The organism is Kribbella sp. NPDC023855 (assembly GCF_040639475.1).
In the GTDB taxonomy this organism is placed as follows: Bacteria; Actinomycetota; Actinomycetes; order Propionibacteriales; family Kribbellaceae; genus Kribbella.
Window position 1 is genome coordinate 1 of sequence record NZ_JBFAAA010000007.1, and the last position, 18,811, is coordinate 18,811.

Genomic DNA, 18,811 nt, shown 5'->3' on the forward strand with positions numbered 1-18,811 from the left:
TACTACACGTCATGCCGGAGCGGGGCGGAGTGGACGGACATGTTCGCTCACGAAGTCGGGCACACGTTCGGGCTGTCGCACAACCAGCCGGCGGCAACCTCGATCATGAGGGACGGGCACACGACAGACAGCTCCGACCGTGCGCTGCTCAAACTCATCTACGCCAACAATCCGCGCTGACGGCGAACCTTTCAGCAGCACAACTTTCGTCCTGTTCGGCGGCGTACGATGGAAGGGACCGGAACGGTGGCCCGAAGCTTCGGGCGCTGCCCCTGCCGGCGCTCTGGAAGGGGTGCATCGTGTCTCCATTGCACCGCACTCGGAAGGCCGTCAGAGCTACATCCGCGCAGCTCCGGACCGGTACTACGTCGCCGGAGCAACCGCGTCGGGACGTATCCGCTTCACCCGACGTTCCCGACACTGCTGTGGCTGACCCCACCACTTCGCCTTCGAATAGGCCCCCTGCCCCCGAAGGCGAAGTGGTGCCGCGAACTCGGGCCGGGGCAGCCTGGGTCGGCATCTGTGCCGGCGCGGTGCTCGGCGTCTTCCTGATCATCTTCATCTTCCAGAACACCCGAAAAGTCACGGTCAGCTTCCTGTGGATGGACGGCTCCGTACCGCTGGCGCTGGCACTGCTGGTCACCGCGTTGACCGTAGGGCTGGTCACGATGGCGATCGGAACAGTCCGGCTAGCCCAGCTACGGCGACTCGTCCGCTACCGGCGACCCACGGCCTCGAAGCCGACACAACCACCACAGTGATGGGTCCCGGATGTCCGCGGCTACCGCGGCGCGCGGACAGCCGGGTCCTTGCCCTCGGCATCTATCTGTCGGGGACAGTCCGAAACCGTACTGCGCGCTACAGGCCCTGTCCGTGGGTGCCGTAGTAATCGCCTAGGCGATCGCGGTAGTCCTGGGTCCCGCCGATGTCGGGGTCGTAGTCCGGTGAGTCCTTGACCTGATCCTTCGTGCAGTCGACGTAGATTTTCCGTTCGTCGTTGTCGATCCGCTGCACGACCCCGGCCGGCAGCAGCACCTTGCGTCCTAGGATCCACGGTCCGGTGTCGACGACGATCGACGCCGAACCTGTTTCGTAGTTGGCTTCGTCGACCTTGCCGATGTCACCGTCAGTCGCGGCGATCTTGTAGCCGACGAGGTCGGCGCCCTCGGCGTAACCGCTGTCCTCGCGATAGCTCCACGCATCGAACATGCTCATGACGTTGCCCTTCTCCCAGTCCCCGACGCCGAGCCGAGCCGACCGGTCCGGCCACACCCACGACGTCGACACCTCCCGGTACCCGTGTACCGACCGCCGAACCTGACGGCCACGACCTGGTTACGGAACTCCTATCAGCAGGTGTCAGGAGCCGTTCGGAGGGTGAGCGGACGGGACCTGGAGGACTTCGACGATGTTGATGCCCAGCATGTCCAGGTGGTTGAGGATGCCGGCCAGTGCCGCCTGGTCGTCGAGTTGTCCGTGCAGGACGGTCTGTGCGGGTTCCCGATCGACGGACAGCGACGGGAACGCAGCCGTCAGGTCGCGCGACAAGGTGCCCTCCACCCGGATGACGTAGTGGCCCATGGGACGCCCCTTTCACGGCCCGTCGCCACGACTCTGCTGCTCTGGAGACCGCGCGGCATCACCCGTGCAGGGGGACGGTGCGATCAGGCCGGTTCGCCAAGGAACACAGGCGACCGGACCGCCGGCTGGAGAACCACTCCCCCGGATCGGGGGATGGTGGTCGAGCTCCCGATCAGCACGCTGGTGAGGTGGCCGAGTCTCCGTCTCCCCCACCGCGGACGCCAACCCACAGCACCGCTCGGCGGAAAGTGCCGAAGCCTCTGCTGCGTATCGGCCGAGTTGTCCTCGTGGTGGTCGTGGCCTGGTTGCTCTTGAGGTTGCTTCGGGGAGTGGACTGGAGCGAAGTCGGCTACGCGCTCACCCACCTGAGCAGCTGGCAGATCGGTGTGTTGCTGGTCGTCATGCTGTTCCGTCGCGCCGTCCTCGCTGCTCCCCTCGCCCTCTTGATCGCCGGATTGAGCTACCTGCGAGCGATGGTCAGCGACGTCGCGGCGGCAGCGGTCGCCACGATCGCACCCTCCCCCGGCGACGTCGTTCTACGGCTGGCCATGCTGCGTTCCTGGGGCATCGACAGCACAGACGCGGCCTCCGGTCTCACCCTCAGTACGGCGCTCTTCTACGTGGTCCGTCTGGCCGCGCCGGCACTGGGTTTCGCGGTTTGGTGGGCCGCACAGTCCTTCTATGCTCCCTTCGCGTGGTCAGCACTGGTCTTCGGCGCCGGTGCCGCAGTGCTGCTGGTCGGCCTGCTGTACGCGTTGCGCGCCGAGCGGACCGCCGCGAGGACCGGGCGCCTGCTGGGGCGGTTGGTGGTTCGGGTACGACCGACGAGTCCGGGACCGGATGTCTGGGCGGACCGGCTGGTGTCCTTCCAGTCGCACAGTGCGGACAGGATGCGAGACCGTGGCTGGCTCGCACTTCTGAGCCAACTGCTTCTCGTTGCCGTGGAGTCAGGCGTTCTGGTGCTCTGTCTGGCGTTCGTCGGTGTCGAGCTGAACGGTCCCACCGTCCTGCTCATGGTCTGCAGCTTCATGGTCGCCTACCCGCTGACCGGCCTACCGCTGATGGGCGCGGGCGTCCTGGACGCGACCTACGCGGCGTTCGTCTCGGACCACAGTGCGTTGGAGGCAACGGATCTCGTGGCCGGGCTGCTCGTCTGGCGAGTCGCCGTCCAGCTGGTACCGGTCGTCGTCGGCCTTCTGACGGTCGCCTGGTGGCGACGCTCCAGCAGCGTCTCCCCGCACTCTCATCGGCGGACGGCCTGAGCGCGGACGGATCACCTGAATCGGGTGAGCGGACCTGCGGGGTGAGGCCGGAGCCGGATGGTGTGCGACCGGTCAGGCGGGCACATGCTGTCGCAATGGCGGGTCGGACGTGGCGAAGAGCGCTGCCGTTGGTCGCCTGCGCCTGGTTGACGGTACTGCTGGGCTCCACTGATGCGGCCGCCGCGGGGAATCCTGAGGACGCCGCCGCGGCGGCGCTGGCCGAGCGCTACGCGCCCGTCGTCAGGCTGCAGGGCGATTCGTCGAACTGCGCGAACGGCGAGCAGTTCCAGCCCACCGATGTCGAGGCCGTCCTGGGCGATCAGCAGGTCGCGCTCCGCGGCCCTTGGCGGCCGCCCGACCTGGTCCGGCCCCAGCCCGAAGGCAAGGACCTCGGCCTGACCTTCCCCGGTCACTTCCTGGACTTCCCTGGTGATCCGCTGCGCCCGGGCTGTACCTATGCCAACTGGTCGGCGCGGATCAACGCGGCGCACTCCGCGACCGTCTACGCCCACGTCACGACCGATCCCGGGTTCCCCGGACAATTGTCCCTGGAGTACTGGTTCTTCTACGTCTTCAACGACTACAACAACACCCACGAAGGCGATTGGGAGTCGATCCGGATCGTCTTCGACGCGGCGACTCCGGCAGCAGCATTGCAAACGACACCGACAGCCGTCGGGTACAGCCAGCACGGCGGAGCCGAGCGGGCACGATGGGGCGACGCCAAACTGGAGATCGTCGACGCGACTCATCCGGTCGTCTATCCCGCGGGTGGCTCGCACGCGAACAAGTACGGCCGGCGCCTGTACCTGGGTCGCGGTTCGGAGGGACTCGGATGTGACGACACGACCAACCCACAGTCCGAGCTGAGACCACGCGTCGCCTACGTCCCGATGACGCGCGCGGACTATCTGCGGCAGTATCCGTGGCTGGCCTTCGAAGGACGCTGGGGCGAACGGCAACGGTCCTTCTTCGACGGACCCACCGGGCCGAACATGAAGCAGGCGTGGACGGCGCCGATCGGGAACGCCGAGGCGACCTGGCGAGACGACAGCGGCACCGTGCCGGCCGGAACCTTGCTCGGACCGAGCAGCACCAACGTCTTCTGTACGGCGGTGGCGACCGGATCGAATCTGGTCCGGGAGACGCTCGACCGCGCCTGGCTGCTCGCTCTGGTGCTCATCATGGTGGTGGTGCTGATCTGGTTCGCCGCCAGCCGCACACGGTGGAGTGACGCCGATCCCCTGCCCGCCCGGAAGCGGCGGGCCTGGGGCCAGGCAGTCGTCGCCGCGGTCCGGTTGCTGCGCCAACGGCCTGGGTTGTTCTCGCGCTTCGTCGCAGCATTCGTTGTCCTCAGTCTGCTGACCCTCGCGCTGGCCGAGTTGCAAGTAGCCCGCCGGGACGCCCCGACCGACCTCGGGGCTCCGACCGAGGACGCCACAGGTTTCTGGGCATCCCTAACGGCGCTGGCCATCACGGTGCTCACCGCTGCGACGTACGTCGTACTCCTGGCCGCCGTCACGTCGACCCTCGACCAGCTGGACAGCGGCGTGTCGATGACCGCCACGCACGCTCTCCGTCGGTTGATCCCCGTGTGGAAGCCATTGACCCGGGCCGCTGTGCAGTACTTCGTCGTGATCGCGGCCCTGACGCTCTTCGTCGCGACCATTCCCCTGGCCGTGTACTACGCGGTCAGCCGCGCCTTCGCCGTACCTGTTGTGGTGGCTGAGCAGTGCTCCGGAAGGACGGCACTGAGGCGCAGCCGGCTGCTGGTCAAGGGCAGGTGGTGGCGCACCGCCGTTCCGCTCGCGATCGTGACCGGGCTCGGCCTGGCCGTCGGGCCGATCACCGGCATCGTCTTGCTGCTGGGGACGGACTTGCCGCCCGCGCTGGTCAATCTGATCTCGTCGGCACTCTTCGCGCTGGCGATGCCGGTCACCTCCGCCGCGGTCGTTTACCTGTACTTCGACCGTGCCGAGCCCGCGCCGGATTCACCTGGATCAGGTGAGCATCCGGGCGCGGACCGAACCTACGCTCGGGTTGGTGACGCGAGCGCGCGAGACGGCCGGCCGCCGGTGCGCTCCGGCTCCTGAGCGGACCGGAGGAGGTCGAGATGGTCCAGGCCGACGGCGAACCACCGACACGTCCGAGCCGGTGGAGCCGCCTCCGCCCGTCCCGCCTGGTGCCGGCCGCCCTCCTGATCGGCGCGCTGGTCGGCGCCCTCATCACCGCCGGGATCTTCGTCGCCGTGCGGGACGACGGCAGTAGTGCCGACGCGGCGGCCCAGGATCCCGGTACGGCGATGTGCGCCGCCGTCCCGGTGGCCGATCAGGTGCTCCCGTCGATCGTCACGGTCTCGGCTCGCCGCGGCGGCCAGGGAGGGACCGGATCGGGACAGATCATCACCGAAGGCGGTTTCATCCTCACGAACGACCACGTCATCTCGGTCGCGGCAGGAACAGGCGGCAGCGTATCGGTGCAGTACAGCGACGGCCGGAGTTCGGCGGCCGCCATCGTCGGTCGTGATCCGAGCACCGACCTGGCCGTGCTGAAGGCGGCCGACGCGGCGAAGGAGTATCCACTGATCGACTTCGGCTCGTCGGCGGCGCTGCGGATCGGCCAACCGGTGGTTGCCCTCGGCGCTCCGCTCGGCCTCGCCAGCACCGTCACGTCCGGCATCGTCAGCGCGCTCGATCGGTACGTGCCGGTACCGGGCGACGGCGTGACTCACCACTTGATCGGCGCCATCCAGACCGACGCGGCCATCAACCCCGGCAACAGCGGCGGCGCGCTGGTGGACTGCACGGGACGGCTGGTCGGAGTGAACGCCGCGATCGCCACCGTGCCGAACGCTGCCGGTGTCGGCGGCGGCGGAAGCGTCGGACTGGGTTTCGCGATCCCGGTCGATCTGGCCCGGCCGATCGCCGACGAGCTGATCCGGACCGGGCGGCCGGGACATCCGACAACCGGTCTGCAGGTGCAGGAGATCCCGCCCGCCGTGGTCGAGGCGACCGGCAAACCCGCGGGGCTCTTCGTGCAAGCTGTCGACCCGGCGGGACCGGCCGCCAAAGCCGGGCTGAAGGCGGGCGACATCATCACCAAGGTCGGCGACGAACCCGCGGTCAGCAGTGAGCAGATCGTCGTCGCGACCCTGACTCGTAAGGCGGGCGAGACTCTCGAGCTGACCTACGTGCGGGCGGGGACTTCAGCCACCACCACTCTGACCCTGGCCGCGCCCTAGCCTTCAGGGCCGTGCGCCGGCCGGTTCGACCGGCTGCGAGGCGAGCAGGTCGAGACCGATCCGCCGGGAGAGGAATCGCGCGACCAACTGGCCCTGGACGCTGTTGCCGGCCCGGTCGAGCCGCGGTGCGAAGGTTCCCAGGGCGCCTTTACCGGGCGACACGGTGACGATGCCGCCGCCGATCCCACTCTTGCCCGGCACACCGACATCGAGCAACCAGTCACCCGACGTCTCGTACAGGCCGGCAATCGTCATCACGGCCAGCGTCACCCGCGCGACGTCCGGGTCGATCACTCGTTGCTGGCTGGCCGGGCACACCCCGCCGTCGGCCAGCGTGGCCCCCATCGTCGCCAGGTCCACCGCGGTGACGCTCAGGCAGCTCTGCCTGGTGTAGAGCTCGACCGCCTCGTCGGGATCGCCGACCAGGTCCCCGACGCTCTTGAGCAGGGCGGCCAGGGCACGATTGCGGTGGTTCGTACGGCGAGCCGACGCGAGCACCTCGGCATCCAGAACGAGCGCGCGCCCGGCGAAGTGGCTCAGGCCGTCGTTGACGAACCGCCAACGATCCTCCAGCGAGTCACCCGGGGTCAGGCTGGTCGTCGCGATGGCTCCCGGATTCACCATCGGGTTCGTGCGTCCCGCACTGGACCGCTCGACCGCCTGCACCGAGTTGAACGGCAGCCCGGTCGCGTTCGTCCCCACCAGATCCCGGACCACCTCCACTCCGGCCGCCTGGCACGCCAGCGCGAACACGAACGGCTTGGCCACACTCATGATCGTGAACGGCCGGCGCGAATCGCCCGCCTCGAAGCGACGTCCGTCGATCGCTTCGACGCAGACACCGAAGCAGTCGGGATCGACCCGGGCCAACGCCGGGTAGACGTCCGAGACGGCACCGGACCGGAGGTCGCGGAAACTCTCGTACGCCGCCCGGACCAGCTTCCCGACCGCGGCTGCATCGGGGAGGCCGCCGGTCGAGACGAAGCGCTCGGAGTTCGCCATCTCAGAACGGCCAGACGATGGGGACGATGATCATTGCCATGAGCAACCACCACGCCATCACCACCAGGCCGAGTTTCCAGTAGTCCCCGAAGCGGTAGCCGGCCGGACTCATGATCATCATGTTCGCGGGCGTGGAGACAGGAGTCAGCAAAGAGGCTGCGCCGGCCACGGCGACGAGCATCAGGGCCGGCCGGACAGAGGTTCCGGTGCCTTCGGCCGCCGCGACGGCGATGGGCGCGACGATCAGCACCGTCGCGGTGTTGCTGACCATCTGGCCCAGCGCGGCGGTGAGGACGAACACTGCCAGCAGCAACAGGTACGGGCGGCCCGGCCCGACCGCGTCGATGATCAGGTCGGCGATCCGGTCCGCGCCACCGCTGGACTGGATCGCGGCCGACAACGGGATCAGCGCGCCGATCAGTACGACGATCTGCCAGGAGATGGCGCGATACGCCTGGCGCGGTCCGACCACTTTGGTGAGCACCATTGCCGTCGCGGCGAGCAGGCCCGCCATCGCCGGCGGGATGGCACCGGTGGCCAGCAACACGACCATGGCGACGACAATCGCGACGGCGACCGACGCCTTCGGACCCCACGGCACCGCCTGGCGGCGTACGAGCTCCGGTGAGTCCACCAGCAACACGTCCCGGTCCCGGGTGAGTTCGTCGAGAGCCGGCCACGGACCGTAGACGAGCAGCGCGTCGCCCTCGGCCAGTTGAGTGTGCTTCTTGCCCCGGTCCTTTCCCATCCGCTGCACGGCGATGACGACCAGCTCGCGTCCGCGGTGCATGCCGGGGAAGACGGTTTCACCGACGAGTGACGACCTCGGCGGGATCACCACCTCCACCACACCGGCCTCGCCGGTGATCAGCTCGTCGGCCGGGACCGGCGTCGTGCAGACCGTCAGCGAGGAGTCGCTCGTCAGGCTGTCGATCTGTTCTGCCGGACCACTCACCACCAGCACATCGCCGACGTCGATGACCGCGTCGGTTCGGGTCCGGCCCTGCTCGTCCTGGATTCCGACGATCACCACGTCCGGGTACGGCGTCAGGTCGACGTCGTTTGCCGTCCGGCCCAGCAACGGCGACGACTCACTGACCTGCAGCCGGTGGAGGCCGTCGGGCAGGGCGTAGTGGGTTTCGAGGGTCTGGGCGTGCACGGCCAGATCCGCGGCCGGATGGGCAGGTCTCGCGGCCGGCAGCAGCTTGGGGCCGAGCAGCACCGAGAGCGCGATCGTGCCGATGACGAGCGGAACACCGACCACGGCGAAGGAGAAGAACGCAAAGGCGCCCGCCCCCGCATCGGCGGCCGCGTCGGAGACGATGATGTTGACCGGCGTACCGGTCAGCATCAGCAACGACCCGGCGCTGCCCGCGAAGGTGAGCGGCATCAGCATCCGCGACGGTGGCTGACCGATCCGCAGGGCGAGCATGACCACGAGCGGAAGCAGCGCCGCCACCGCGCCGTTCAGGGTGATCAGGGCCGACAGAACAGCGCACATGCCGGTGACGGCGATCAGCAGCCGGCCGCGGGTGGTGCCGGCGTACCGGACGATCAACTGCCCAGCCCAGACGGTCACGCCGGTCGAGTCGATGCCTTCGCTCACCACGAACAACGTGGCGATGAAGATCACCACCGGGTCACCGAAGCCCGCGAGGACCTCGGTGAACTCCAGTACGCCGGTCACCCACAGAGCCAGGGCGGTGAGCACCGCAACGAGTTCCACGGGCAGCCGGTTCCAGACGAACGCCACGACGGTGAGCCCGAGAATGATCAGGCTCACCGTGCCGTGATCCATGGCGCGGGCCTAGCCGAGGTGCACCGGGGAGGACGGCCCCCACGGGATCCCGAACAGGTACCAGGCCACGTAGAACAGGGTCCAGGCGACCAGGACGACGATCGTGTACGGCAGCATCATCGACACGACCGTGCCCAGACCGGCCTTCTTCCGGTACTTCTGGCAGACCAGCACGATGAACGGCAGGTAGACCATCAACGGCGTGATCACGTTGGCCGGACCGTCGCCGACCCGGTACGCCGCGACGACGGTCTGCGGCGCGATGCCGAGCCGGTAGAACAGCGGCACAAAGATCGGCGCCAGGATCGCCCACTTCGGGATCACGCCCGGCATGATCAGGTCGATCACGAACACCAGCACGATGAAGCCGACCAGCAACGGCAGGGCGCCGATGTCGGCCTGCTCGAGGAGGTCGGCCAGCCCTGTCGCGGCCAGCGTCGACATGTTGGTGTAGTTGAAGTAGGCAATGAACTGCGCGATCAGCAGCATCAGGAAGATCAGGCCGCCCAGGCCGTTGAACGTCTTCACGATCGCGTTGATGACGTTGGTGCTGCCGACCAGCGACTTCGCACCCCGGCCGTAGCCCAGGCCGGCGGCCAGGAACAGCATCGAGATGATGAACAGCAGGCTGCTCATGAACGGTGAGGACCCGAAGATCTCGCCGGTCTCCGGATTGCGCAGCGGAGCGCCCGGGATGAAGGTCAGCGCCGAGACGATCGCGATGGCAATCAGCAGGTAGAAGACCGAGAACCGCAGTCCGCGCGACTCCAGGGCCGACTCCTCGTCGGTCGGCTGATGGTCGACCGGTGCATCCGGCGGCGCCTCGGCCGGGTCGTACTTGCCGAGTCTGGGTTCCAGTACGCGTTCGGTGATCACGGTCATCACCACCGCGCAGAAGATCGTCGCGGCGATGCTGAAGTAGAAGTTGTGCGTGACGTTGAGGTCGACGTCGGGGGCGACCAGCGCGACCGTCTCGTTGGTCACCTCGGTGATGATCCCGTCGGCCGGGGTGATCAGCACGTTCACGAAGAACGCCGCACTGACACCGGCGTACGCGGCCGCAATCCCGGCCAGTGGGTGCCGCCCGAGCGAGGCGAACGCAGCCGCACCGAGCGGGATCAGGACGAGATAGCCGGCATCCGAGGCCACGCTCGAGATACCGCCGAGCAGCACGATGATGAAGGTGATCGCGGCCCGCGGAGCGACCTTCACCATCTTGCGGATCAGGGCGGCGATCAGGCCCGCCTCCTCGGCGACCCCGACCCCGATCATCGCGACCAGGATCACCGCCACCACACCGAAGTCGTTGAAGTTCTGGACCGCCGTGGTGAACATGAACCGGATGCCGTCGCCGGTGAGCAGACTCTCGGCGGTGATCGTCTCCTCGTGCACCTCGAACTCCGGTACGGCCGGCGGAGGCGGCGCGTCGTTGCCGGGAACACTCGTTCCGCCCGGGTACTCCGGAGCGACCTCGACGGTGGCCGGCTCGGCGACCTCGGTGGTCACGCTCGTCCCGGCCCAGGACAGGATCTGGGACGTCACGATGACCAGCACGATCAGCCCCAGGAAGATCAGCGCCGGATGCGGGACCTTGTTGCCGACCCGCTCGATCCCGTCCAGCACCCGCTGCATCCCGCCGGCCTTGACGGGTTTGTCCCCAACCTCCTTGGCGCTCATGACGATACGCCGGGCGGGCGGGCGAACCGCAGCGCGAACTCGATCAGCAACCGGGTGCCGAACCCGGTCGCGCCCTTGTTGCGCCAGGCCCGCGGCTCCGGGAGCTGCGCCGTACCGGCGATGTCGACGTGTGCCCAGGGTTTGCCGTCGACGAACTCCTCGAGGAACAACGCGGCGGTGATGGACCCCGCGTTCACGCCGCCCATGTTCGTCAGGTCGGCGATCGGCGAGTCGAGCTGGCGCCGGTAGGACCTGTGCAGCGGCAGCTCCCACAGGGGTTCGTCCACGGCCTCGCCCGCGCGTCGCAACTGCTCCACGATCGCCGGATCGTTGCCCACCACGCCGGCGATCTCGACGCCGAACGTGCGCAGGCAAGCGCCGGTCAGCGTCGCGATGTCGACGATCGCGTCGATCGGTTCCTCCGCCGCCAGCGCCAGGCCGTCGGCCATCACGAGCCGGCCCTCCGCGTCGGTGTTCAGCACCTCGACGGTCGTGCCGTTGCGCATCCGCAGTACGTCGCCGAGCATCATGGCCGAGCCGGACGGCATGTTGTCGGTGCACATCAGGTACCCGGTCACCGCGGTCGTGCAGTCCAGTGCCCGCAGCGCCGTCATCGAGGCGAGCACGACCGCGGCGCCGGTCATGTCGTTCTTCATCTGTGCGTGCGACTCGTCGCTCGGCTTGAGGCTGATCCCGCCCGAGTCGTACATGATGCCCTTGCCGATCAGCGCGATCCGGCCGGCCGGCTTCTCGGGCTGGTAGCGCAACCGGACCATTCTGGGCGGCTGCGCACTGCCCCGGTTCACTCCGAGCAGTCCGCCACATCCCATCGCGATCAACTGGTCCTTGTCGTAGACCTCCACCTCCAGACCGGACGCCGTACCGGCCTCGACAGCGATCTCGGCCATTCGTACGGCGGACAGCGTCGCGGCCGGGCAGTTGGCCAGATCGCGGCCCAGGCTGCACGCCTCCGCCACGATCCGGCCGCGCTCGACTCCCGTTCGGGCCTGCTCGGCGTCCTCGTCGGTTGCCACGATGAGCAGGGACTCAAGTGTCGGGCGGTCCGCGTCCCGGCCGAGGAAGTAACGCCAGCGCGCCAGCAGCACCCCTTCGGTCACCGCCTGGGCGAAGTCCGCGACCGAGATGCCGAGGCCACTCGACGGGACCTCGATCGCCAACCGCCGGTGCCAGGGAACGGCGCGGGCGAACTCCGCTGCCAGATCACGCACTAGTGCGGCGTCGATCTCGCGGCCAGGGCCGATCCCCACTGCGACACGGACCGGACCCTCGGCTCGGGGCTGCACCAGGGTCTGACCGCGCTGACCGGTGAAGCCGGCGGTCGCCAGCGCTGCCGAGGTGATCCCGAGTTCGGCGGGAGGCTCCGCATCGGCGGCGACCGGCACGGCCAGCGCGCCCGTCTCCTCCTCGGCCTGCGGCAGGGAACCGACACTGACTTGGACCCGGTGCCGGGTCGACGGGATCGGATCGAAGTCGTCCTTGGTCGTCGTGTTCACGAAACCTCCTCCGGCCGGAGCGCGGCCGCCGGCACCCGGAACGCCCCGGCCCGGCCGGTGGCCCGCGCGGCTGCGGTCAGCTCTGGAGAGCCTGGACGAGCTCTCCGATCAGGGTGCCCCACAGGGCGCCACTGGCCGCGGCCGCGCCGGTCAGGCTCATCGTCTGCTCGATGTGGACCTTGCCCTTGGCATCCTTGTAGGCGACCGCAGCGTCCTCGCGCTGCAGCAACTGTTGCTTGGCCAGCTCCTCGGTCAGCTGTACGACGCGCTCCGCGTCCTCGCGACTGTCCAGCCCGAGCACTACCAGATGGGTCATGTCGGATTCCTCCCAGGCAGGCGCGTCACTGTGGTGCGCGCGGACGCCTCATCCCATCAACCCCGCCCGGCGGCGACCTCCTCCGAACAAGGTGATCCGGCGCCGAGCCGCACCCTTCACCCGGTACGGGGGATGGATCCGTTCACAGCAGGCCGGCCGAGCGGCCTACCCGCAAAGCCGCGGAGCGTTTCTCGACACCCAGCTTGCGATAGAGCGAGGTCAGGTGCGTCTTGACCGTGTTCTCGGTGATGAACAGGGCCTGCCCGATCTCGGTGTAGGAGCTGCCCAGCGCCAACTCGCCGAGCACGTCCGCCTCGCGCGCGGTCAGCTGGATCCGGGCCCCGTTGATCACGGTGTCGAGACGACGCCGGGCCGGCCGGTGCGGGTCCGGCCGGGTCCGGGTCAGCAAGGTCATTCCACCGGCCTTCTGCCAACCGGCGGGGCCGGCGGCCAGCTTCTCGAGGGCGATCGCTGCGAAGGGATGTGGGTTCGGTCCCGTGACGTGCCTGCGCAACCGGTCCAGGAAGGTGGGTTCCTGGCCGACGGTGACGACCGCGTGCAGGAGGTGCTGTGGCGTGACCCGGTTGAGGGTGTCCAACAGAGCGGCGTCAGCGGCCGGCTCGTCCCCCGTCCTGGCCAGCAGTATGGTCCGGAACGAAGCGGCCGCCGCGGCCAGTGGCGGATAGAGGTCGGGGTCGTCGAGCACCACGTCGATCGATGACAAGGTGGTCTGCAGATCTCCCTGGACGACCGACATCATCGCCCGGATCAGCTCGGCCTCCACTGTGTTGCCGGTGCGCTCGAGCACACCCACCTGCGTTTCGACGCCGGACAGGTCCCCGAGCAGCACCGCCAGATGGATCCGCAGCAGTGCCAGGTCCCTGGACAGGAACGAAGGCATCGGCCCGGCCGCGGCCGGTTCGATGGCCAGCTCACTCAGCGCCTCGTCGAGTCGCCCCACCTCCAGCAGCAGCGTTGCTTTCAACATCGCGCGCAGTGCCCCGACCACAGTGTCGGTTCCGGACACGTCGGCCTCCGCCACCAGACGATGGCAGCGCCAGGCAGTGTCCAGGTCGAGCTCGTTCAAGGCCGCGGCCCCCAGCACCAGCCGGGCGCGAACGACGTACTCCGGCGGAAGTTCGCATTGTTCCCCCGCGTCGAGCGCGCCCTGAGCCGACCGGGCGGCGTTCTGAGCCTGACCACGCACGAGCTGTGCGACGGCCCGGTGGGCGAGCACGCCTGCGACAAGTTGCGGATGGCCGCCCATCCGCGCGCTGACGAGTGCCTCGTCCAGGTCCCTGAGTGCCGCGTCCAGATCACCTGCCCAGGTTTCCGCGGCGGCCAGTTCGATCAGCAGCCAAGCCAGCCGCTCGGGGCTCAGCGCGGAGCGTGGCCGGTCGTCGCCGGTCGCGGGTTCCAGCGCCAGCAGAGTCCGCGCGTGTCCGATGGCCGCCTCGACGTCGTACCAGCCGTAGCGGGACTGCCACAGCCGCAGCAGTACGGCGTCCGCGGCCAGCGCGTCGTCGTCCGGCGTCCACTGGTCGAGGTCGCTCAGCTGCTCGTCGGCCGTCGCCGCGTCCAGGACCGCCCCGGCGACGTTTCCGGTGACTCGTCGCAGCAACCCGCGGACACCGATCAGCCGAGGATGCTGGTCGACGTAACCGGGTGGGAGCGCATCGAAGCCGTCTGCGACGAGACCGCTTTCACCGGCGGCCAGGAGCGCAGGCCCGTGGTGGAGCAGGATCCGGTCGACCAGCGCTGTGTCGTCGGCCCCCAGCGAGCTGCGCAGAGCAGCCTCGTGGTCACCATGGTTCTCGTAGTACAAGGCAGAGCGACGGTGGGCCTGGACGACCAGACCCTTGTCCGCGGCGCTCGCCGCGATCCGGCGCCGGAGAAGTTCGACCAGCAGCGGGTGGTACTGGTACAGCGGTTCGCGATCGCGGCCTTCGGCGTACGCCGTCACCAGCAGCCCGTTGCCGGCCAGATCCGCCAGCATGGCGCCGGCCGCGGAGTTGCCGGTCAGCACCGTCGCCAGGTGTTCGGTCAACGAGGTGGCGCCGAACGTGCTCAGCAGCATCACCTGGACGTCCTCGTCGAGGGTGCTCAACGTCTCACCCAGCAGGAGATCCAGCACCGGCCGCTGATTGATCAGCGGCCACACGGCGGCACCGGAGGTCTGCAGCGTCCGGGCCGCGAGCACCAGCGCCGCCGCCCATCCGGCCGTCTTCTGCTGGAACATCATGATGTCGTCAACGGTCGCGTTCTGAGCGTGTGCCTGCACGAGCGCCGTCGCCTCGGCATCGGTGAACCGCAGATCCCGCGAGCGCAGGGTCAACGCCAGCCCTCTGAGTTCGAGCTCGGATACCGGCAGAGGCAGGTCGTACCGGGTGGCCAGCAGCAGCCGGACAGCCTCGGGTGACTCCTGCAGAACACGCGTCACGTCGGCCACCGCCGATGCCGGAAGCAGGTGTGCGTCGTCGACGACGACCGGCTCCGGCGGCGCCGAGTCGTCCGCGCCGGCCAACTGCTCCAGGACCGAGCCCAGTTCGTCGGGCGCCTGCCCGGAGAGCCACACCACCGGCTGACCTGCTCGCTGCCGACGCGTGACCCAGTCCGACAGCAGCACCGTCTTGCCCGTGCCGGCCGGTGCGACGAGGATGGTGAGCGGCGATCGGACGCCGAGGTCGAGGGCGGAGTGAAGCCGCTCGCGGGTCACCAGCGTCAACGGCGGCCGCGGGACCTTTCCGGCCTGATACCGCCGGCCGGCCTCCGGACTCGCCACGCGCTTCACCCCCTCCTCGTGGGTGGGCGTGCCCCGTGAAGATTCGGTCTCTGTGCTCTCCGAATTTCCGAGACTAACCGGTCGTCGGCGATTTCGGCAGGGTCGACGACCGGTCCGGTCCGGTGCGCGGCCGGGCGGTCAAGCAGGCGCTTGTTTCAGTCGGTGCCGGATCGTTCTTGCCGCCCGTGCACCCGGGGCACTTTGGCGCCGATCCACACCGCCATGGCGATCAATAAGCCGATGCCGAGCAGCCAGCCCCACAGCCCTTCGGACACCGGTCCGAGCCGTCCGAGGCCGAATCCGCCCGGGTCGGTCTGCTCCTGCAAGCTGACGATGTAGGCGATGACGGCCCGCTTGTCCTCGGGCAGCAGGACGCCGTCGGAGAAGACCGGCATCTGCTGGGGGCCGGTGAGCATGGCCTGGTAGATGTTCCGCGGCGTGGTGTCCATCAGCGCCGGTGCGTACCGTCCGTTCGGCAGTGCGCCGCCACGCCCCGCGAAGTTGTGGCATGCCGTGCAGTTCGTCCGGAACAGCTGGCCGCCACGGACGAGTTCCTCCTGCGTCACCTTGCTGACGTCGTAGTACTCCTCTGCCGGCACCGCGGGTCCAGGTGCGAGCGAGGCGATGTACGCCGCCAGCGCGGCGATCTCCGGCTCGGAGTACGCCGGGGGCTTCTCAGGCACCTGGGCACCGGTCTGAACAGCCGGCATCCGCCCCGTGCTGACTTGGAAGTCGACCGCTGCCGCGCCGACACCGATCAGCGACGGTCCGGCCATTCGGCCCTCGCCGTTGGATCCGCCTTCGGCATACAGCCCGTGGCAACTGGAGCAACCGACCGCGAACAGCCGCCGTCCCTCCTCGATCTGCTGGGACTGTGAACCGTCCGCACCGGCGGCGCCGTTCGGCACCAGTACGGCGTACGCCAGGCCGACTGACACCAACGCGGTACCGACCACGAGTGCCCTGGCGACCTTCCCACGCCGTACGGGTCGAGCGGTCGTGCCGTCCGCATCGCGCATCTCCGCACCTCCCGGCTGACGGGAGCCAGGCAACACCACCGCCTCGCCGCCGGGATCACCCGAATCGGGCGAGAGCGTCAAGCCCGCTGGGACAATCAGCGAGCGTCGCGCTGGGCCTGACGACGGGCGCCGGCGGCCCGCGAGGACGCGTCCTTCTTCAACCCACCGGTGGTTTTGGTCGCCCGTCGCCGGGGACTCGTCACCGGCTCGACCTGGTCAGCAGTCCGCATCGCAGGCCCTCCCGACTTGGCCGCGCGAGCCGCTTCGATCCGTTCGCTGCGCAGCTCCGCGGAGGCCCGGCCCGCTGCCGACGCTACCTCGCGGCTCACTCTTGCCAGGGCGGACTCGAACAGCTCGGCCTTGTCGCGATCGCGCTGGTTGCGGGGGTACGCCTTGCCGCGCCCACCGACCGGTACGACGGATGCGCTCGCCGCCCGTCGGTAGTTCTTCACGTACTTGGTGCGGACCCGTCGGATGCGCTGGTGCAGGTCCAGGAGCTCGTCTTCGTCCAAGCTCTTCAACACATCCCGTTCGGTCTCGGCCGCCAGCCTTCGCTCGGCGTCCGTCAACGAGTTCAGCAAGCCTTGGTTCATCACAGTCTCCTTGCCGCCGAACCGCAGCCTACGTGACCACCCGGAGGCCGTCGAGACCTTCGCTTCCGCGGCCCGCTCGCGATTGTTGCTGACAGCAACAGATGGCTCGATTTCACCCGGACTGGGTGATCTACCGGCAGCCTGCCCCACCCACAATGCAGACTGTGACCCCCAGCAACGGACGGCACCACCCGCCCATCGGCGACCACCTGGGTGCACCGCAAGTGCCCGCCGCCGAACCGAAAACGCTGGTGATCCGTGGCGTGGCCGGCGCCGTGTTCGGGATCGCGGCCGTCGTGTGGCCGATCACGACCGGCCTCGCCCTCGTCATGTTGTGGGGCTTCTGGGCGCTGTTCGAGGGCATCGGCGCACTGGCGCAGGCTTTCCAGGCCAATCCCGGGCGAACTCGCCTCGCCTACGTGGTGCTGGGACTGACCGGCTTGGCCGCGGCCGTCCTGGCGATCTCGAGCCCGGGCCTGGCCGCGACGAGCCTGACCTGGGTCCTGGGCCTGTGGTTGATCGTCCGAGGCCTCGTCGAGGGCGTTGCAGCATTCCACCGGGAGCTGGTCACTGCCCGCTGGTTGTTCCTGCCGGGCGCCGCGCTGTCGGTCGCCCTCGGAGTGCTCTTCGTCGCCAACCCCGGCCGGGCCGCGGTCGGGATCGCCGTACTGCTCGGAATGATCGCCATCACCTGGGGCTTCGTCTTCATTGCCTCAGGTCTGCTCCTGCGGTCCGCAAGGGAGGTCGCGTGATGATCGAGGCTGACGTCGGGGTGTCGTCGGAGCTTCGGGAGGACCTGGCCGAGCTCTACCGGGACCTGCATCAGAATCCCGAGCTTTCGCTCCAGGAGACGCGCTCGGCCGGAGTACTTGCGCGTCGTCTGCGGGAGGCCGGCTTCGACGAAGTCACCGAGCAAGTCGGTGTCACCGGCGTCGTGGGTGTGCTGCGCAACGGCGACGGTCCCGTGGTCATGCTGCGCGCCGACTTCGACGCGCTGCCGGTGGAGGAGAAGACCGGGCTGCCCTACGCGAGCACCGTTCGCGCGGTGGACCGCGACGGCCGCGACGTCCCGGTGATGCACGCGTGCGGTCACGACATGCACGCGGCCTGCCTGGTCGGCGCCGCCACACTGCTGAAGCAAGCACGAGACCAGTGGCGTGGAACGCTGCTGGTGGTGTTCCAGCCCGCCGAGGAACTCGCGATCGGCGCACAAGGGATGATCGACGACGGTCTGTTCGAACGCTTCCCCAAGCCGGAGATCGTGCTCGGCCAGCACGTCGCGCCGCTACCCGCCGGTTTCATCGGGTACGGCACCGGTCCGGTCATGTCGGCCGCGGACTCCCTCAACATCACGCTGTACGGCCAAGGCGGCCACGGGTCCCGTCCCGAGTCGGCCATCGACCCGGTGCTGATGGCGGCGAACGTCGTCACTCGCCTGCAGGGCATCGTGGCGCGCGAGGTGCCGCCGGCCGAGTCGGCTGTCGTCACGGTCGGTCGTCTGCAGGCAGGAACAAAAGACAACATCATCCCGGACCAGGCCGAGCTCGGGGTCAATGTTCGCACCTACACCCCGCAGACGCGTGACCTCGTCCGCGCCGCCATCGAGCGTATTGCCCGAGCCGAGTCCGCGGCCAGCGCCGCCGTGGCGGAACCCTCCCTCGACTGGTTCTCCAGCGTGCCCGCGCTGGTCAGCGCACCGGAAGAGACGGAGGCCACGATCGGCGCGTTCATCAAGCACTTCGGCGCGGAGCGGATCGAACAGATGCCGCAGGTCAACGCCAGCGAGGACGTCGGCGTGTTCGGCGAGGCGCTGCAGGTCCCCACCGTGTTCTGGTTCTGGGGAGGCCTCGAGACCGAGCCCACCATCGCCGCCTTCGCCGAGGGCCGGATGGATCAGCTACCAGGCAACCATTCGCCGTACTTCGCCCCCGTCATCGAGCCGACCCTCACCACCGGCGTCGAAGCCCTGATCGCCGCAGCCCTAACCTGGCTCGCCAAACCACAAGAGGCCGACAGCCTGTGACGC

At 68.8% G+C, this 18,811-nt stretch carries 17 protein-coding genes; 7 read left to right on the plus strand and 10 right to left on the minus strand.

Annotated features, from left to right (window positions below):
- Window positions 1-180 (plus strand): reprolysin-like metallopeptidase (locus AB0F51_RS23995; protein WP_360283491.1); only part of this gene is annotated, 180 nt, incomplete at its 5' end.
- Between the two features lie 302 nt (window positions 181-482).
- On the plus strand, window positions 483-761 hold the full coding sequence (locus tag AB0F51_RS24000; protein WP_360283493.1) for a hypothetical protein: 279 nt from the start codon (window positions 483-485) through the stop codon (window positions 759-761).
- A gap of 97 nt (window positions 762-858) precedes the next feature.
- On the opposite strand, the gene AB0F51_RS24005 is transcribed toward AB0F51_RS24000, so the two are convergent.
- Window positions 859-1,287 (minus strand): PRC-barrel domain-containing protein, encoded by a 429-nt coding sequence (locus AB0F51_RS24005; RefSeq protein ID WP_360283495.1) that lies wholly within the window; start codon window positions 1,285-1,287, stop codon window positions 859-861.
- A gap of 72 nt (window positions 1,288-1,359) precedes the next feature.
- Window positions 1,360-1,581 (minus strand): hypothetical protein, encoded by a 222-nt coding sequence (locus AB0F51_RS24010; RefSeq protein WP_360283497.1) that lies wholly within the window; start codon window positions 1,579-1,581, stop codon window positions 1,360-1,362.
- Between the two features lie 296 nt (window positions 1,582-1,877).
- Here AB0F51_RS24010 and AB0F51_RS24015 point away from each other — a divergent pair, with 296 nt between their 5' ends.
- The 3 genes from AB0F51_RS24015 (at window position 1,878) to AB0F51_RS24025 (ending at window position 6,084) form a co-directional block, all read left to right on the plus strand.
- A complete protein-coding gene (locus AB0F51_RS24015) occupies window positions 1,878-2,843 on the plus strand; it encodes a lysylphosphatidylglycerol synthase domain-containing protein (protein ID WP_360283499.1) in 966 nt (321 codons plus the stop codon).
- A 95-nt stretch (window positions 2,844-2,938) separates the two neighbouring features.
- Window positions 2,939-4,936, plus strand: coding sequence for a hypothetical protein (locus AB0F51_RS24020; RefSeq protein WP_360283501.1), 1,998 nt, complete (start codon window positions 2,939-2,941; stop codon window positions 4,934-4,936).
- 20 nt (window positions 4,937-4,956) lie between these two features.
- Window positions 4,957-6,084 carry a trypsin-like peptidase domain-containing protein gene (locus tag AB0F51_RS24025; protein WP_360283503.1) on the plus strand — a complete coding sequence of 376 codons (1,128 nt, stop codon included), beginning with the start codon at window positions 4,957-4,959 and terminating at the stop codon, window positions 6,082-6,084.
- Between the two features lie 3 nt (window positions 6,085-6,087).
- Here AB0F51_RS24025 and glsA read toward each other — a convergent pair whose 3' ends face one another.
- The 8 genes from glsA to AB0F51_RS24065 all read right to left on the minus strand — a co-directional run bounded on the left by glsA (window position 6,088) and on the right by AB0F51_RS24065 (window position 16,785).
- Complete coding sequence (gene glsA, locus AB0F51_RS24030) at window positions 6,088-7,086, minus strand: glutaminase A (RefSeq protein WP_360283505.1); 999 nt, start codon at window positions 7,084-7,086, stop codon at window positions 6,088-6,090.
- A 1-nt stretch (window position 7,087) separates the two neighbouring features.
- Window positions 7,088-8,884, minus strand: a complete 1,797-nt coding sequence (locus AB0F51_RS24035; protein WP_360283507.1) for an SLC13 family permease — start codon at window positions 8,882-8,884, stop codon at window positions 7,088-7,090.
- Window positions 8,885-8,893: 9 nt separating this feature from the next.
- Entirely contained in the window at window positions 8,894-10,561 is a 1,668-nt protein-coding gene (locus tag AB0F51_RS24040; RefSeq protein WP_360283509.1) for an AbgT family transporter, read from the minus strand.
- A complete protein-coding gene (locus AB0F51_RS24045; protein WP_360283511.1) occupies window positions 10,558-12,075 on the minus strand; it encodes a leucyl aminopeptidase in 1,518 nt (505 codons plus the stop codon). The genes AB0F51_RS24040 and AB0F51_RS24045 overlap by 4 nt, the downstream gene beginning before the upstream one ends.
- A gap of 76 nt (window positions 12,076-12,151) precedes the next feature.
- Entirely contained in the window at window positions 12,152-12,391 is a 240-nt protein-coding gene (locus AB0F51_RS24050; RefSeq protein ID WP_360283513.1) for a hypothetical protein, read from the minus strand.
- 142 nt (window positions 12,392-12,533) lie between these two features.
- The gene (locus AB0F51_RS24055) at window positions 12,534-15,173 is read right to left on the minus strand and encodes a LuxR C-terminal-related transcriptional regulator (protein WP_360283515.1); all 2,640 of its coding nucleotides are present in this window, start codon (window positions 15,171-15,173) and stop codon (window positions 12,534-12,536) included.
- 155 nt (window positions 15,174-15,328) lie between these two features.
- Window positions 15,329-16,192 (minus strand): c-type cytochrome, encoded by an 864-nt coding sequence (locus AB0F51_RS24060; protein WP_360283517.1) that lies wholly within the window; start codon window positions 16,190-16,192, stop codon window positions 15,329-15,331.
- Between the two features lie 95 nt (window positions 16,193-16,287).
- On the minus strand, window positions 16,288-16,785 hold the full coding sequence (locus AB0F51_RS24065) for a hypothetical protein (RefSeq protein WP_360283519.1): 498 nt from the start codon (window positions 16,783-16,785) through the stop codon (window positions 16,288-16,290).
- A 164-nt stretch (window positions 16,786-16,949) separates the two neighbouring features.
- Between AB0F51_RS24065 and AB0F51_RS24070 the strand changes: the two genes are divergently transcribed.
- Window positions 16,950-17,537, plus strand: a complete 588-nt coding sequence (locus AB0F51_RS24070) for a DUF308 domain-containing protein (RefSeq protein WP_360283521.1) — start codon at window positions 16,950-16,952, stop codon at window positions 17,535-17,537.
- Entirely contained in the window at window positions 17,537-18,808 is a 1,272-nt protein-coding gene (locus AB0F51_RS24075; RefSeq protein ID WP_360284101.1) for an amidohydrolase, read from the plus strand. Before AB0F51_RS24070 ends, AB0F51_RS24075 begins: the two co-directional genes overlap by 1 nt.
- Window positions 18,809-18,811: the final 3 nt, after the last annotated feature.

Coding starts and splice junctions, on each gene's coding strand:
- AB0F51_RS24065 (WP_360283519.1), bottom strand. CDS start 16,785: ATGAACCAAGGCTTGCTGAACTCGTTGACGGACGCCGAGCGAAGGCTG.
- AB0F51_RS24050 (WP_360283513.1), bottom strand. CDS start 12,391: ATGACCCATCTGGTAGTGCTCGGGCTGGACAGTCGCGAGGACGCGGAG.
- AB0F51_RS24040 (WP_360283509.1), bottom strand. CDS start 10,561: ATGAGCGCCAAGGAGGTTGGGGACAAACCCGTCAAGGCCGGCGGGATG.
- AB0F51_RS24035 (WP_360283507.1), bottom strand. CDS start 8,884: ATGGATCACGGCACGGTGAGCCTGATCATTCTCGGGCTCACCGTCGTG.
- glsA (WP_360283505.1), bottom strand. CDS start 7,086: ATGGCGAACTCCGAGCGCTTCGTCTCGACCGGCGGCCTCCCCGATGCA.
- AB0F51_RS24060 (WP_360283517.1), bottom strand. CDS start 16,192: ATGCGCGATGCGGACGGCACGACCGCTCGACCCGTACGGCGTGGGAAG.
- AB0F51_RS24020 (WP_360283501.1), top strand. CDS start 2,939: ATGGCGGGTCGGACGTGGCGAAGAGCGCTGCCGTTGGTCGCCTGCGCC.
- AB0F51_RS24010 (WP_360283497.1), bottom strand. CDS start 1,581: ATGGGCCACTACGTCATCCGGGTGGAGGGCACCTTGTCGCGCGACCTG.
- AB0F51_RS24025 (WP_360283503.1), top strand. CDS start 4,957: ATGGTCCAGGCCGACGGCGAACCACCGACACGTCCGAGCCGGTGGAGC.
- AB0F51_RS24075 (WP_360284101.1), top strand. CDS start 17,537: ATGATCGAGGCTGACGTCGGGGTGTCGTCGGAGCTTCGGGAGGACCTG.